This window comes from Treponema sp. SP13, from assembly GCF_050938355.1.
Taxonomy (GTDB): Bacteria; Spirochaetota; Spirochaetia; order Treponematales; family Treponemataceae; genus Treponema_D; species Treponema_D socranskii.
This window is the reverse complement of sequence record NZ_JADOVM010000001.1, coordinates 470,780-486,821: the sequence shown is the minus strand read 5'-3', so window position 1 is coordinate 486,821 and position 16,042 is coordinate 470,780. Positions and strand designations below refer to the sequence as shown.

The window sequence follows — 16,042 nt, the reverse complement described above, 5'->3', positions numbered from 1 at the left end:
TATATTTCAGAATGGTTCTGATTATGGGAGTAACTTTATATACTTCTAGAATCGTATTAAAGGTTTTGGGAGCTGCCGATTATGGACTTTATAATGTGGTCGGCGGCGTCGTTTCTATGTTCTCTTTTTTGAACGGATCATTAAGTTCCGGTACATCAAGGTTCATTACTTATGATTTAGGAACAGGAGATAAAATAAGGCTTAGGCAAACTTTTAATATTGCGTTTGTTTCTCATACAATTCTTGCAGCTGTTATTTTTTTACTTACAGAAACAATCGGTTTATGGTTTGTTAATAACAAGTTGGTTTTTGATGTATCAAGGCGAGTTGCTGTTAATGTGGTTTACCAGTTTTCAGTATTAACTTTGATCCTGCAATTAACACAAGTTCCTTTTTCTGCAGATATTATTGCACATGAAAAAATGAACATTTATGCCTATGTAAGTATCCTTGAAGTTGCATTAAAATTAGGAATGGCATTTTTATTGCAACTGAATAAGTCGATTGATAATCTGATTTTTTATAGTATAGTTATGTTTTTTGTGCAGTTAATAATAATCGGAATTTACAGGTTTTATTGTATAAGCCATTTTGAAGAAACTCATTTTGAACTCTGTAAGGATAAGAAAAGATATAAGGAGATTTTTTCGTTTTCCGGATGGGATATAATCGGGGCGTTTTGTGTTTTGTCACAGGGACAAGGAATTAATATTCTTTTGAATATGTTCTTTGGGCCGGTGGTAAATGCGGCCAGAGCGATTACGTATCAGTTGGAAGGAGCATTTTCTCAGCTGACTAATAACTTTATGACGGCTGTTAATCCACAGATTGTTAAGAGCTTTGCCCTTAAACAATATGATGAAATGCTGGATTTAATAAAAGATGCTTCTAAATTCGGATTCTTTTTGCTTTCCGTTTTTCTTGTTCCAATATTGTTTAAAATGGAATTTGTCCTACAACTATGGTTAAAAGAAGTTCCTCCTCAAACAAGTATTTTTGCAAGAATCATTTTATGTATGCTGATGATTCGTGTTATAGCACGTCCTGTTATAAATGGAGCCCATGCGACCGGACGTATAAAGCGACTTAATTTAATTGCCGGTCTTGTCGGTTTGCTCCCGCTCCCTGTAACTTATATATTATTTAAATTAGATTTTCCGGCTGTTTGTGCATTTTTTTCTTTATTTGTATGGGGAGTCATAGCAAACCTTCTTGAAACTTTTATTTTCAAGTTGGAAATGACTGAGTTTAAAATACGACGCTATTTTCTGAGTGTCTATGGCCGTTGTTTTATAGTCGGTATCGTTTCGATAATTACAAATTTCTTCTTGGCAAAATATATAGATGGGAATTTTTTTGTTTTTATTCTGTATTACGGATTTGCAGTAATAATAAACTCATTTATAATTTTTGTATTCGGTTTTGATAAAAATAATAAAAAGAAACTTATACATTTTCTGAAGGGGAAAATTTATGCAAAAAAAAACTTTGAATAATGGAATCGAAATACCTTCCATTGCTATGGGGACGTCGATTTGTGACCGGCAATGCTTTTCCCTCTTTGGACAATATAACTCTGACAAATTTTTATTTAAACAAATGACGAATGGCTTGGTTTACGCTGTACAAAACGGCGTAACAGGAATAGATACAGGTCGTGATTATAATAATGAACCGCTATTGGGTAAAATCTTCAAAGACCTTTTCAGAAATCACATTGTAGATCGTGAAAATCTTTTCATAACTACAAAAGTAGGTAACGAACAGCAACGTTTTTATGATATGGAAAAGGAACTGGATATTTCCCTAAAAGCATTAAAATTGGATTATTTGGATTTATGGATGCTTCATTGGCCTTTGCCAAATTATTACATTGATAATTGGAAGCAGATTTGTAAAATCTACAAATCGGGTAAAGTAAGGGCTATCGGTATTGCAAATGTCCGTGAACGGCATTTAATGGAACTTGAACAAGCAGGAATAGAATTTATGCCACAAGTTGTTCAGGTTGAATACCATCCTTTTAGGACGATTACCGGATTTAGAAATATGTGCAAAGAGCGAAATATTCAGATAGAAGCATATACGGCAAACTGTGCCATGTTGCCGTTTGTTCGAGAAAATGCGGTTCTAAAAGCCCTTGCTGAAAAATATGGAAAAAGCATCACTCAAATTATTATGAGATGGCATGTACAGCAAGGAGTTATTCCGATCTTTAGCTCAAATAATCCAAGACATATCAAGGACAATATCGATGTTTTCGATTTTTCCATTTCTGAAAAAGATATGCAGTCTATTTTTGATTTGAATATTGATTACAAATATCATCCAGAATCTGTAAATTGTCCGGGGTATTAATATGAAAACAAAATTAAAAATTTTATGTGTTTTATATTTTGTGACTGCATTTGCTTCAGTTCTTTTATCATGGAAAATTCTTATCATAATGCTTGCTTTATTTTTACTTGGCGGATTTTTTGCAATTTGTTTGCTTTATATAAATAAAGTTTATCTCAAAACGAATCATTGGAAAAATCAATTTTTATTTACAAAAAATTTTATAAGTAATGCCGGTTATAGAGATAATTTGGGAAGAAACTTTGATGTGGCTAATTTGGGCAGTAATCCTGCTCTTTACGGTTTCTTTTATGAAAAAGTTCGCGGTCAAAACTGGGCTACAGGCTCACAAGGCTTTCCGATGGATTTTGAGATTTTGAAATATTATCATAGCTATGTAAAAGACGGAGGCTTTGTTTTAATTCCGATTATGCCGTTTTCTTCCATTTCGAACTTTTTGGAAACAAGAACGGAATATTGGTCGGATAACTATTACATGAAATTTGCGAAAATACTAGATTATGCACAGGCAAGAAAACTGCCGAACGGCAAAAAGGTTTTATTAAAAAGTCGTTATCCGCTTATTTTTAATCCAAAGCTTGCAGTTTATATTTTTCATGATGTACCGGTAGATAATAAGTTATTTATTAGTGAACAAACTATGCAATCGGTTGAACTGGAATATGATGCAAAACAATGGATAAAAGCTTGGGAAACAGAATTTTCAGTAAAAAATTTCAATGATTTTTTGGGCGAGAAATTCAAATCGTATTTTGATTCAGGGGTAAAAATGATTGGCGAAATGATAGATTATTGCTTGTATAGGAATCTCAATCCTGTGCTTATTACAATTCCGCTGTCATCATACCTTGCAAAGGAATTTTCGCAGGAGTTCAGACAGAAAATGATTTATGATTTTGTGAATGCTGCAAATACGCAAGGTATTAAATTTTTGGATTATATGTTTGACGAAAGGTTTAGTAATCCAGAGTTATTTAATGGGTGCTTCTTTTTGAATTTGAAAGGGAGAAAATTGTTTACCGCGCAGGTTGTAAAAGATTTGGGCATCGGATATTAGTTGTTGATGAAGAGAAAAGACTGTGATAAAGTGAACCCGTTTATAAAGTGAATATTTTTTAAGGGAGATTTTATAAAAATATAAGGCATCCGGCTGGAAGAAAAGTTTGTTAAGAGGCAAATAAAAAATCGGCATTTAATCAACGAAGGAAGTAAAGAAGAGGATGTATTAAGGAGATCTGCGAAGATTTTTTTAAAATACGAGGATAATAATGTGAAAATCGGAATCCTAACATACTGGTGGGGTAGTGACAATTATGGACAACTACTCCAATGCTATGCTTTGCAAAAATATCTCCGCGATTTAGGTCATGATGTTTTTTTTATTCGCTATAATTATAATACAGAGAAAAAGAAAAACAGTTTTTCTTTTTGGAAAAAAGCAGTTATGGCTATGAATCCTGTTATTTTTTATAATCACTTTGAAAGAAAATTTTCTCGTAAAAAAGTATTGGAAATCAATAAAAGCCGAAATTTTGATGAATTTAGGAATAAGTATATTTCTTTTTCAGAAAATATTTTCTTTCGTTATAATGATTTACGCAATACACCTCCCCGAGCGGATGCCTATATCGTGGGTAGCGATCAGGTTTGGAATTTTACGTTTACTAATAATGTTAAACCTGTTGTTCATTCTTATATGCTTGATTTTGGCGAGAAGAATGTGAAGCGTTTTTCTTATGCTGCAAGTTGGGGTGTTTCCGTAATTTCAGATGAACTGAAAAGAGAAATAGCTCCGCTTCTAAAGAATTTTGATTATGTTTCCGTCCGTGAGCAGCAAGGTATAGATTTATGCAAACAATGCGGGTACGATGGTGCCGAATGGGTATGTGACCCTACACTGCTTTTGAGTGCAGATTCATACAGGATGTTGTATTCAGAAAACAAAATCCGTAAACCGGATAAAAAATATATTTTGCTTTATATGCTTGCAAACAAATATGACTTTGATCTAAATGCCGTTTATCGTTTTGCTAAAAAAAAGACTCTTGACGTTGTATTTGTTACAGGAAATTATATGGCGGGTAAGAGGGAAAAATTTTATGCTACAATTCCTGAGTGGCTATATCTTGTTGATAATGCGGAATATGTCATTTCTAACAGTTTCCATTGTGCGATTTTTAGTATTCTATTTAATAAGCAGTTTGGAGTTGTAAGACTTGTTGGACTACATGAGGGTATGAATTCAAGGTTGGATTCCTTGTTTGATTTATACGGTATTTCGGCGCGATACTTAAGAACGGACGATTTTTCCGTTTTGGACCGACGGTATATTCCGGTAAAAAAAGAAATTCAAAATCATTTTTTAGAGAAACTTCTGTATTCGGATACTTAAAAAATGTACGCTTGAATTTTTTTATAAAATGGACTTATAACTTGTTTGTGGAGAATAATTGTAGTAAGATAGAATTGTTCGAAGAATGAATGTTTCAAAGGCTAGGTAATATATATTATGGATAATAATTATGCATCGAACAATTTTATAAAGAATTGTATTTTCGTATTACTAACTTTTGGGTTCGGTGCATGTCTCATATTGTTTCATTACTTAAATTATAAAACCGACAATACTTTTATAGTATTGCAATTAATAAACTATGTATGCTTTTTTTCTTGGTTTTTGGTATGTATACATTCCAATAAGAAATTTGTACCGTTTATTATTTTTACCTATCAAACATTTCTTCTTCTTCTACTTCATGCCTATTATATATATTACATAGGGAATTCGCTGGGAATTAATCCTAACGATGCACTCTTTTATCAAGAATTAAATGAAAAAATACGTTACCTGCCTTTTAAGGATGCCATAAATGCTATATGGAATGAAAAAAGGATCGAACATTCTATAGGCGACATAGGATTTCCAATAATAAGATATTTTATTTCAAAAATATTTTTTTTTCTTGATTATAACGGTATAAATTTTGTTTTGCTTTTTTTCAATGCATTTGTAAATAGTTTGGCAAGCTGGTATCTTTACAGACTTGCAAAATTTTTTTTAAGCGAAACCGGTTCAAAAATATGCATGATATTATGGGGGCTTTCAACGGCTCTGATTTGGATTAGTGGTTCGGGGTTAAAAGATTCCATTTTTTCTTTTATAACATTGGTTGCAATCTATTATATGCAATGTATTCTTGAAGGTAAAAAAAGTTTTAAAAATTATTTTTGTTTCTATTTATTTTTAATGTGTACTGTATTTTTTAGGATTTTCATTTTCTTATTTGTCTTTTTTACATACATAGCAAGACAATACTTAAAAAAAGCGTTCTTTAGATTTTATACAATAGGAATGATTGTTTTTATAATTCTGTCATATGTAGGAACTGATATTTTTGCAAATGTTATGCCTCAATTAGGTGCCTTAAAGTTAGCAAGGAATATGAATCTTGAAAAGTCGTTCGGGGCTGCCAATTTTTTTACTAATACAATGAATTTTTGTCTTGCTTGGGTTAGCACGATACCCGCATTTTATCCCTGGGCTGAATTTAGAAATCAATATGTTGTGACATACAGTATGGTTATGCTTTATTTTTCTTTCTTTTTTATATTTTGTTTTATAAAAGTGTTACTATTAAAAGAAAAGAAATTATATCCTATAATGCTCATTTTATTTTTTAACATAGTATTAACTATAGTATCGGTAGTATCGATACAGTATAGATTTGCCCTGCCTGTTGTATATCTTTATTACATTTTCATTCTTTATATTTTTGAAAATAAAGAACGGTTACTTAAGATTTTTAATACAAATATAAGCATAAGCGTTGCAAATTTAATTGTAGCACCGATTAGTCTTGCTCTTTTTGCTTATTATAATATGCATTGATGAGAGGAATATGAAAGTTTGTTGGCTTACGGGTTCTTCATTTATTGATGTGGATATAGGCTTGATACAGGGCATTAATAAAAACCTTGATTTATTTTGGATTGTTATTCTCCAGAAAGAAAGTTTTTATTCTTATGATTATATTAATTCTTTTATGAAGCAAAATGATATTAAGGGAATGATTGTAAGTTTTAAAAATCGGTTACGTTCTTTAAAATCTTTTTTGCAGTATTTTCAAACTGTCCGTAAAATGGAATCTTTGGAATCGGATGTGTATTATATTGATTATCTCGGTTTACCGTATATGTTTCCTCTGATCTATCTTTGCGGGATTCCAAAAACGAAAATTATATATCCTTGCCATGATTTTATAGACCATGTTTCAATTCCGTATAGAAAACAAATTTCCAATTATAAAAAATTTATATTCAGACATTTTATTAATTTTCATTTTTTCTCCGATACGCAGAAAAAATTGTTTGAAAAAGAGTATGTGAATAGAAATACTTTTTTTATCCCTCTTAACTTAAAATCTTTTGGAAAAAGTTCAAAAGTTGTCGCAAATGATAAAATCGTTTTTCTGTTTTTTGGAACAATCCGCAAGAACAAAGGTCTTGAGATACTATTAAAAGCTGTGAATTTGCTTGGTGAAAGAATCAAAGATAAGTTTATTGTAAAGATCTATGGTAATGCGGATGATTGGAATTACTACGAAAATCAGATAAATGATAAATCTGTTTATGATTTGCAGATAAGGCGAATCGAAAATTCTGAAATTCCTGATTTGTTTGTTACTTCACATTATCTTGTTCTGCCTTATCATGATGTAACACAGTCAGGACCGCTTTTGATAGCTTATAATTACAGGCTTCCTGTTATTGCAAGTGACCTGTCCGGCTTTAGAGAGTATATTGAAAACGGTAAAAACGGTTTTCTGTTTGATGAGGGAAAACCGGAATCTTTAGCAGAGGTTCTGACTAATATTATTAATTCCGGAAATGCTTTTTATGATTTGATAAAAAAGAATTTGTATGATTTTGTTGAAAACAATATTTCGCAAGAAATTTTGATTACAAAGTACCTGAATATGTTCTCTGCGGTTTGCCATGCAACGGACTAATGTATCTTATACGGTAAAATATAATCTTTGTACAGGTTGCGGTGTTTGTCAGGATGTTTGTCCCGCTTCTTCAATTACTGTTGTATTGAAAGACGGACAATACCAGCCAAGAATAAACAACCGGACTTGTTTGAATGAAAACGGCTGTCATAAATGTTTTGATATTTGTCCCGGTAAGGGTATTGAACTTTCTGCTTTTTCGGAAAAACTTCATCCGTCGTCTATAGAAAAAGATTATTATTTGGGCAGGTATATTGCAATTTATTCCGGCTATTCCGATGATTATGAGATACGTTACCATGGTGCCTCCGGCGGGCTTGTTACGCAGTTTTTGATTTATATGCTCGAAAAGCATATTATTAGGGGAGCTGTTGTAACTGCTTTTGATTCTTCCAGTCCAAGCCTGTTCAAACCTATAATTGCAACTACAAAGGAAGAAATACTTGAAGCGAGAAGTACAAAGTATACGCAGGTTTCTTTTTCCGGAATCATAAAGTCTCTAAAAGAAATGGATGGAAAGTTTATCGTAGTGGGGCTGCCTTGTCATCTTCAGGCTTTTAGGCAAGTGGAATCTTTAGATAAACAATTAAAGTCAAAGATTTTTGCTTATTTTGGTTTATATTGCTCAAGCGGCCGCACTACAAACATGACAGAATATGTTTTCAAGGATTATGACATACACAAAGAAAATCTCGAATATTTCGCCTACAGGGATGAGGGATGCTTGGGAAGTTTGGTGGCAAAGGAATCTGGAAGTTGTAGTTCTGTAAAGAAACACAACTTCCAGTCGTACTACCAGCCATTACGAGCCATTTTCGAACCTAAACGTTGCCTTACTTGTATTGATTATTTTTCAGAACTTGCAGATGTGTCTTTTGGAGATTTGCATATTGCGCCGTTCAGTAATGATAGAATTGGCATAAGCTCTTTTATTGTCAGAAACAATAGTTTACTTGATATTATTGAACGAATGCGATCGGAAGGTGTAATCATAATAGAACCTTTGGATAAAGAAACGCTTTTGAAAGCACAGATATCTGTAAAATTAAAAAAACATCGTTCTGTTGTTTTTATGAAAATTAATAGGATACTTTTCTGTAAAAATCCTATTTATGACTGTATATTAAAACCCAGTAACTTTTTAAAAGGGGGAATAGCTTATATACATACTCACATACAAATTTTTATAGGAAAACATAAAAAACTGTGGGGTATAATTAAATTTATTCGTAAGAAAGAGGATTATAACTGATGAAAAAGATAGGTCTTGTGCTGGCATACAGTGAAAATCATAATAATTATGGAACTTCGCTACAAGGATATGCAACAATAAAAAAAATTAAGCAGTTCGGATTTGATGTTGAGGTTATCCGTTATAAAAAATATCTTTCATTTTTCGAGAAAGCGATGCTTGTGTATTATATGTTCCGCACGAAATCGACACAAACAAGCATTCGTACCGTAGTTGAAAAAATAAATAAAAAACTTCATAAAGATTATGCTTGTAATATTCAGATCAGGACGGAAGCCGTAAATAAATATAAAGAACAATTTATAAAGCCTTATTTTGTAAACTATGATGGATATTTGAATCTTTCAGAAGGTGCAAGGAAATATGACGCAGTGCTTGTCGGAAGCGATCAAGTATGGACGCCACTTAGCTTGTATGGAAAATACTACAATCTTTTGTTTGTTCCTGATTATGTAAAAAAGATTTCTTATGCTTCAAGTTTCGGTGTTTCTGTAATCCCGAAATTTCAAAAAAAAGAAACTGCACTTTATTTGAGCCGTATCAATTATCTTTCCGTTCGGGAGGATAAGGCAAAAGAAATTGTTGAGTCACTCGGAAGCAATGCAGAAGTAGTTGTGGACCCAACTTTACTTTTTTCTAAGGAAGATTGGAAATCAGAGATAGTGAATACGCCGTTTGATTGCAAAAAAAAATATATCTTTTGCTATTTCTTAGGAACTAATATGGACTGCCGCAGTGTTGCAAATAAACTTGCAAGAGAAACCCGTTTGAAAATAGTTGCAGTAAAGCACATGGATGAATATGTAAAGGCCGATGAAACTTTTGGAGATTATGAACCCTATGATGTTTCTCCGAATGATTTTTTGAATTACATTCTACATGCCGATTATGTACTGACAGATTCTTTTCATTGTTCCGTATTCTCTATTTTGTTTGAAAAAAAATTCATGTCGTTTTACAGGTTTTCTAACAATGACAAGAATTCCAGAAATTCGCGAATTGATAGTCTTTTAAATCTAACAGGACTAAAAACTCATTTATATGATGGAAGCAATCTTAATAATATTTATGAAGTCGTGGATTGGGGAATTGTTCATCAAACAATTGATTTTGCGAGGTCTTTTTCGATTGATTTTTTAAAAAAGGCACTTGATACGATATAAGGGATATTAAAGTGAAAATACTTATGGATAAGAACTTAAGCAAAAAAGTTGTTATGGTTGGAGTTTACGCAGGGAAAAATGCTCCCGGAGGAATGGCATCTGTAATAAAAGCTTATAAACTATATATAGACGGTTTAAGGTATGTCACATCGTGGAAAGATACTAATAAGTTTTTTAAGCTGACAATTGCAATAAAAGCATATTTTATATTATTGTTTACTTTGATTTTTGACAGACGAGTAAAAATTGTTCATTTTCATACTGCCGAAAAAAATTCTTTTTGGAGAAAAGCAAAATTATTACGGCTTTCACAGAGATTTGGAAAGAGAACAATAATGCATATACATGCAGCGACCTTCAAAAACTTTTATGCGGAGAGCACAAACTTTTGCAAAGAAAAAATAAAAGATATTTTAAATAGGAATGCCGCACTGATAGTTTTATCTGAATCTTGGAAAAACTGGTTTATAGGTATAGGCATTCCTGAATCAAAAATATTTGTAATAAATAATATTATTGATTATCCCAAGATTGAAGAAAAAAAAATAACGGGTGATAAACTGCATCTTTTGTTTATGGGTGAATTAGGAGATAGAAAAGGTATATTTGATATTCTTAAGGGTATAGCAAAACATAAAAACGAATTAAAAGATAAACTTGAATTTAGAATAGGTGGAAATAAGAATGAGTTGCTTTTGACAGATGCTATCAGAAAAAACGGACTTGATTCTTTTGTTATTTTTGAAGGCTGGGTTGCCGGAGAAAAAAAAATAAACCTTGAAAATTGGGCAGATGTTTATATATTACCTTCATTTAATGAAGGATTGCCGATAGGGATTCTTGAAGCGATTTCTTACAATAATGCAATAATTTCCAGCCCTGTTGGCGGCATCCCGGACATTATAAAAAGTGGGGTAAACGGTTTACTTGTTACACCTGGTGATGATGAAGAAATTTTTAATGCCATAAGTATGCTAATTAATGATAAAGAATTATTAACAAAATTTAAGACCGTAAATGGGGAGTTTATAAAAGAATATTATCCGGAAACTGTTATTCGGCAATTAAGTGATTTATATAATGTAATCTTAGAGAATAAACTAAATTGTTCTGATCGGGAGGTAGAATATGAATAAGATTTTACGAAAGATGGTATTTCTGTTTGCAGTAACGGGGGGGCGAACTAAATTCATAAATAAAAATAAGAATCTTTTCCATCATATTGGTGAAAAACTCTGGTGACAGTCAAAATTATTTCCTGATCAGCCTGAGTTAATTTCGATCGGTGACAATGTAAAAATATCAGTAAATATAACTTTCGTCACGCATGATATTTTTCACCGCTTATTTAGCAAAAATGAAGTATCATACTTTGCAGGTTGTATAGAAATTGGTAATAGTGTTTTAGTCGGTTGTAATACGATGATTCTTCCGAATATAAAGATTGGGGATAATGTTATGATTGGAGCCAGCACTGTTGTTTCTAAAGATTGGGAAGCCGGTTGGTTTTATGCCAGTGTTCCTACAAAACGGATTGAAACTTTTGAAGACTTGGTGAAAAGACGTAAGAAGCAGATTTATAAAGACGTTTCTTCTATTTGAAAGGAAGTAGTTAGATGAAATTTTGTAATATTGAATTTAATATTTTGAATAAGACAGAGTTATTTACTCGTGATGATAACGAAACCAAATGTATTGCAACTGTAAACGCACAGTTTATTGTGCTTGCTAATACAGATAAGCGATACATGAATTATATCAATTCTCACTACGCTACTTTTGATGGTGAAATTCCCTTAAAAGCTGCAAAGAAATTTTCTGGTGAATTTGCGGACGCAGAGAAACTTCCCGGCAGTGAAATTGTATATGATTTTTGTGAGTTTGCAAAAAACAATTCTCTGAAAATGTTTTTTCTTGGCGGCTATGAAGATTCGAACAAAGCAGCTGTAGAAATTATAAAAGAACGATATGGAATTGAAATAGAAGGATATTCCCCTCCGTATGAAGAATATCCGTTTTCAGAAAATTTTATTGAGATTTGTATGTGCAGAATTTCTGCTTTTAGGCCCGACATTATATTTGTTGGATTTGGGGCACCAAAACAGGAATGGTTCATTGAAGAACAATTAGAAAAACTGAATGTACTTGGTGTTAAATACTTGGTTGGTTCCGGCGGTACTTTTGAATTTGTGTCTGGAAAAGTAAAACGATCACCTGCTTGGATTAGTAAAATTGGATTTGAATCTGTTTATAGATTGCTACAGGAAATAAATCTTACAAGATTGAAGAGAATCCTTTACAGTTTCCAATTCTTTAAATACATAAAGCACCAACCTGATTGGATGGCTTCCGATCGTGATGACAAGAGACTATAAATCAACAGGTTCGGAGATATAGAAAATAAAAAAAAGATATTTTTTACTGTTTTTGTATTGACTGTAAGCAGCTTGCAAGAATAATGAACGCGTAAAACAAAGAAGCTGATTCTCAAAAAGTAGAAAGCAGAAATCGGAAACTCAGAAAAAATGCCGTTCTTTGTGAAGTTTTTAATGACTCTTTAGCCAGGGCTTCAGCATGAAAGGATATACAAGGTAGAGGGAACTGGGGTAAAATCCCTGGTATGGTGGAAGGGATATTTGAACAGGTAGCAAGGGGAAGGGACGGAGGGAAAAGCGGTATTTTATTACGAGTCTTACGGATGTGGAGCGTTTCGGAGCGGGGGTACGCAGTCATTGGGCGATAGAGAATAACTTGCATTGGTGTTTGGATGTGTTGTTTCATGATGACGAATGTGCGGTTCTTGGAATACCGCTGAAAACCTTGCGATCATTAGAAGGATCATCTATAACAGAATTAAGATGCTGTCGCGATTGGAGACTTTGAGCATGGGTAAGCGTGCCTGTATCTACGATGATGACTTCAGGGCTAAAATACTTTTTGGAGTATTATCATAAAAGTACAGACCTAAAAACCCGAAAAATAAAGGAAGGGAAACTATGGTCAAGTACAGTAGAGAATTTAAGGAACAGGCACTGCTATTGTCAGATGAGATAGGAGTGAAAAAGGCAGCCGAGCAGTTGGGAATTAATTATTCGACACTTGCAGACTGGAGAAAAACGAGGAACCGCAAAGCAAAAGAAGAGCGCATAGCATCGGATAAAAGTCCGTTGAACGAGCGAGAACTTGCTCTGTACAAAGAAATACAGGAGTTGAAAAAAGCGAATGAAATCCTCAAGGATGCCCTCGGTTTTTTCGTCGTAGACCGGAAGAAGTAAGTACCCAAGGGCTATTCACCTACATCTTCGAAAAGAAACAGCAAAGCAAGTGGTCAATCGTGAAGATGTGCACAACCTTAAGAGTCAGCGAAACAGGGTTTTACAAGTGGAAACGGAACCGTAGTAAGATGAAACGCTGGCAGCTTCTTCTGGTCGAAATACACGAGATTCTTGCACAAGATCCTGAAAATGACAATTACGGGATACACAGGATACAACTGGCGTTGGAGCAGCGGGGTATAACAGTTTCGCGCTCGATAGTGATCAGAGCTATGAGAAAGGGAAATTTGCTGCATGAAAGCAGAAGAAGTCCTGACGGACTTACCAAAGCGGATAAAAAGGCATTACGGCCTGAAAATCTTTTGAAAGGAGACTTTAGTGCAGCTGCCCCTAATAAAAAATGGCTTACGGATATAACACAGACTCCATGCAAAGACGGAAAACTGTATATTGCGCCGATAATGGACTGTTTCGGCGGGGAGATCATCGCGCTTGCGATGGATGACAACATGAAAAAAGAGCTGTGCATAAAAGCGCTGAAGGAGGCATACACAGTAAGAAAACCGTGAGACGGGGTAATACACCACAGTGATGCAGGCTCACAATACACGAGCACGGCATATAAAATTGAATTTGCTCGTCATCATGCAATTCAGAGCATGAGCGCAGTCAGCAAGTGTTACGATAATGCAAGAATGGAATCATTCTTTGCGACGCTGAAAAAGGAAAAGCTGTATCGGATCGATACAACAAAACTGAAAATGGAAGCAGTGAAAAAAATTGTCTGGAGATTCGTTGTCTACTACAACAGGCGCAGGATCACCACTATGAATCCGAACGGCTATCCGCCTGCAATATACAGGCAAAGGTTTGAAGCCGGCTTAGTAAAACCGGCTGCATAAACTACAACTTCGGGGTATTTGGGGTCTGCACTTTTATTGACTTTTCCATTTTTCATGCTGAAGTCCTACGTGATGCAATGCAATACTCCGATTGACGCTCTCCCCCCGCTTCCGCTATAATAAATCTTCGCACCGATGGGTGCGCTATTTTAGGACTTGACCCCGTTCGGTTCGAGTTCTACGGAGGATTACAGTGGTCAAAATCAGACTGAAAAAGTTCGGCACGCAAAAACGTCCCTACTATCGCGTCGTTGTCATGGATGAGCGTTCTCCGCGCGACGGCCGGGCGATCGAAGAAATCGGTACGTATATGCCGATCGAAGCTGCTGAAAAGCAGATCAACATCGACGTCGAACGCGCAAAGTATTGGCTCGGGGTCGGCGCACAGCCGACGGACATCGTCGGTAAGCTGCTCAACAAACAGATCCGTTCCGCAAAGTGATTGCATCGAGGCGGCTGAATGGAAAAGGATTTAATCGAATATATTGCAAAGTCGCTTGTCGATGATCCTTCCGCGGTTTCGGTTACCGAAGCGGAGGGCGAACGCGGGCCGGTTTTGCAGCTGAAAGTGGCCGAAAGCGATATCGGTAAAGTGATCGGCAAATACGGCCGTATCGCAAAAGCGATGCGCACGGTGTTGAGCGCATCGGCGGCAAGGGACGGAAATCATTACAGTCTCGACATTTTAGACTGACGGGTCGATGAAAGATCAGCTTGCAGTCGGCTTTATCCGCGGTCCACACGGGATTACGGGTGAATGTAAAATAGAGAGTGCTTCCGGCGCGTACGATCACATCGTTTCGCTCAAGGATGTTACTTTACGGCACGGCGAGGAAACCGAGCGGCGCAGAGTCGAATCTGCAGACTGGGGCGGTACCTGCGTGTTTATGAAATTGGCGGGAATCGATTCTCCCGAAGCGGTACGAAAGTACAACGGGTGGGAAGTGGTCGTACCGCGCGAGTGTGCATATCCCTTGAAAAAGGGAGAATGGTACATCGATGATTTGAAAGATTGTTCTCTCGTATATGAGGACAAAAACGGATCGGCGGCTTCGGCCGCGCCTGTCGAAACGATAGGCAAGATCACGGACGTATTGGAAGGCGGAGCGGCGCAGCTTTTGGAAGTGCGCATCTCCGAGGCTTGCAGCGTTCTTGCGGACGATGTCAAACGCACCGTTTCGGGAAAACCGAAAACGGTCTATGTTCCTTTTACGGAGGAGCATATCGGCGCGGTCGATATCGAAGGCAAAACGGTGGAGCTGATGCACCTCTGGATTCTGGAGTGATTCCATGCAATTTACCGTGCTGACCTTATTCCCCGATATTCTGCGCGCGTACTTCGAAAATTCGATTATGGCGAAAGCGGTTGAAAAGGGGATTATTTCCTGCGTCTTGACGGATATCAGGGATTTTGCCCGCGATAAACACCGTTCCTGTGACGACGGTCCGTACGGCGGCGGCGCGGGGCAGCTTATGCTCGCCGAGCCGCTCGGAGAAGCGCTCGACAGCGTAGAGGCGTACAAAAAGCGCGTCATCTATGTGACGCCCGGAGGAAAGCCTTTTACGCAGGCGAAAGCGCTTGAGTTGAGCCGTGAAAGCGAAATCGTCATTATCTGCGGACGATACGAAGGGATCGACCAGCGGATAATCGATCGGTATGTCGACGAAGAGATTTCGATCGGGGATTACGTTATGTCGAGCGGAGAGGTTGCGGCGGAAGTCGTCATCGACACGGTGTACCGCCTGATCGACGGCGTCATTTCGGCGGAATCGCTCGACGAAGAAAGCTATTCGGGCGGACTGCTTGAATATCCGCAGTATACGCGGCCGCAAAATTATCGGGGAGAAGAAGTACCCGAAGTGCTGCGGTCGGGAAACCACGAAGCGATACGCGCGTGGCGGCTGCGAAAGAGCGTTGCGAAAACGCTTGCCAATCGGCCGGACTTGATAGCGTCTGCGCGAAACGCGGGTACGCTTTCGGAGGAAGCCGAAAAAATTATTAAGGAAATTACGGAGCAGGTTTCGCTTAAAACCGCCGGAAAAAAGAAGCGGGCGAAACGGACTCGGAAAGCTGGAGACTGAG

The 16,042-nt window shown here is 36.2% G+C and carries 18 protein-coding genes; all 18 read left to right on the top strand.

Annotation, left to right across the window (positions count from 1 at the left end; genetic code table 11):
• Positions 1 to 11: 11 nt before the first annotated feature.
• Positions 12 to 1,496 (top strand): lipopolysaccharide biosynthesis protein, encoded by a 1,485-nt coding sequence (locus tag IZU26_RS02160; protein WP_433276406.1) that lies wholly within the window; start codon positions 12 to 14, stop codon positions 1,494 to 1,496.
• Positions 1,474 to 2,358 (top strand): aldo/keto reductase family protein, encoded by an 885-nt coding sequence (locus IZU26_RS02155; protein ID WP_433276404.1) that lies wholly within the window; start codon positions 1,474 to 1,476, stop codon positions 2,356 to 2,358. Before IZU26_RS02160 ends, IZU26_RS02155 begins: the two co-directional genes overlap by 23 nt.
• Before the next feature lies 1 nt (position 2,359).
• Positions 2,360 to 3,415 carry a hypothetical protein gene (locus IZU26_RS02150; RefSeq protein ID WP_433276402.1) on the top strand — a complete coding sequence of 352 codons (1,056 nt, stop codon included), beginning with the start codon at positions 2,360 to 2,362 and terminating at the stop codon, positions 3,413 to 3,415.
• Between the two features lie 213 nt (positions 3,416 to 3,628).
• Positions 3,629 to 4,750 (top strand): polysaccharide pyruvyl transferase family protein, encoded by a 1,122-nt coding sequence (locus tag IZU26_RS02145; protein ID WP_433276400.1) that lies wholly within the window; start codon positions 3,629 to 3,631, stop codon positions 4,748 to 4,750.
• 285 nt (positions 4,751 to 5,035) lie between these two features.
• Positions 5,036 to 6,247, top strand: a complete 1,212-nt coding sequence (locus IZU26_RS02140) for a hypothetical protein (RefSeq protein WP_433276398.1) — start codon at positions 5,036 to 5,038, stop codon at positions 6,245 to 6,247.
• A 10-nt stretch (positions 6,248 to 6,257) separates the two neighbouring features.
• Positions 6,258 to 7,367: a glycosyltransferase family 4 protein gene (locus IZU26_RS02135; RefSeq protein ID WP_433276396.1), complete on the top strand. Its 1,110-nt coding sequence runs from the start codon at positions 6,258 to 6,260 to the stop codon at positions 7,365 to 7,367.
• Positions 7,354 to 8,619 carry a Coenzyme F420 hydrogenase/dehydrogenase, beta subunit C-terminal domain gene (locus IZU26_RS02130; protein WP_433276394.1) on the top strand — a complete coding sequence of 422 codons (1,266 nt, stop codon included), beginning with the start codon at positions 7,354 to 7,356 and terminating at the stop codon, positions 8,617 to 8,619. The genes IZU26_RS02135 and IZU26_RS02130 overlap by 14 nt, the downstream gene beginning before the upstream one ends.
• Positions 8,619 to 9,782 (top strand): polysaccharide pyruvyl transferase family protein, encoded by a 1,164-nt coding sequence (locus IZU26_RS02125; protein ID WP_433276392.1) that lies wholly within the window; start codon positions 8,619 to 8,621, stop codon positions 9,780 to 9,782. The genes IZU26_RS02130 and IZU26_RS02125 overlap by 1 nt, the downstream gene beginning before the upstream one ends.
• Before the next feature lie 23 nt (positions 9,783 to 9,805).
• Positions 9,806 to 10,918 (top strand): glycosyltransferase family 4 protein, encoded by a 1,113-nt coding sequence (locus tag IZU26_RS02120; protein ID WP_433276390.1) that lies wholly within the window; start codon positions 9,806 to 9,808, stop codon positions 10,916 to 10,918.
• 139 nt (positions 10,919 to 11,057) lie between these two features.
• Complete coding sequence (locus IZU26_RS02115) at positions 11,058 to 11,384, top strand: acyltransferase (RefSeq protein ID WP_433276991.1); 327 nt, start codon at positions 11,058 to 11,060, stop codon at positions 11,382 to 11,384.
• Positions 11,385 to 11,398: 14 nt separating this feature from the next.
• On the top strand, positions 11,399 to 12,157 hold the full coding sequence (locus tag IZU26_RS02110; protein ID WP_433276388.1) for a WecB/TagA/CpsF family glycosyltransferase: 759 nt from the start codon (positions 11,399 to 11,401) through the stop codon (positions 12,155 to 12,157).
• Positions 12,158 to 12,778: 621 nt separating this feature from the next.
• Positions 12,779 to 13,057, top strand: a complete 279-nt coding sequence (locus IZU26_RS02105; RefSeq protein WP_433276386.1) for a transposase — start codon at positions 12,779 to 12,781, stop codon at positions 13,055 to 13,057.
• 128 nt (positions 13,058 to 13,185) lie between these two features.
• Positions 13,186 to 13,626, top strand: a complete 441-nt coding sequence (locus IZU26_RS02100; RefSeq protein ID WP_433276384.1) for a transposase — start codon at positions 13,186 to 13,188, stop codon at positions 13,624 to 13,626.
• Positions 13,627 to 13,716: 90 nt separating this feature from the next.
• A complete protein-coding gene (locus IZU26_RS02095) occupies positions 13,717 to 13,959 on the top strand; it encodes an IS3 family transposase (RefSeq protein WP_433276382.1) in 243 nt (80 codons plus the stop codon).
• Positions 13,960 to 14,152: 193 nt separating this feature from the next.
• Positions 14,153 to 14,401 carry a 30S ribosomal protein S16 gene (gene rpsP, locus IZU26_RS02090; protein ID WP_021330539.1) on the top strand — a complete coding sequence of 83 codons (249 nt, stop codon included), beginning with the start codon at positions 14,153 to 14,155 and terminating at the stop codon, positions 14,399 to 14,401.
• A gap of 18 nt (positions 14,402 to 14,419) precedes the next feature.
• Complete coding sequence (locus IZU26_RS02085) at positions 14,420 to 14,653, top strand: KH domain-containing protein (RefSeq protein ID WP_016521604.1); 234 nt, start codon at positions 14,420 to 14,422, stop codon at positions 14,651 to 14,653.
• Between the two features lie 7 nt (positions 14,654 to 14,660).
• Positions 14,661 to 15,245, top strand: a complete 585-nt coding sequence (rimM, locus tag IZU26_RS02080) for a ribosome maturation factor RimM (RefSeq protein ID WP_433276380.1) — start codon at positions 14,661 to 14,663, stop codon at positions 15,243 to 15,245.
• A 4-nt stretch (positions 15,246 to 15,249) separates the two neighbouring features.
• Positions 15,250 to 16,041, top strand: coding sequence for a tRNA (guanosine(37)-N1)-methyltransferase TrmD (gene trmD / locus IZU26_RS02075; protein ID WP_315600991.1), 792 nt, complete (start codon positions 15,250 to 15,252; stop codon positions 16,039 to 16,041).
• The last annotated feature ends 1 nt before the right edge of the window (position 16,042 follow it).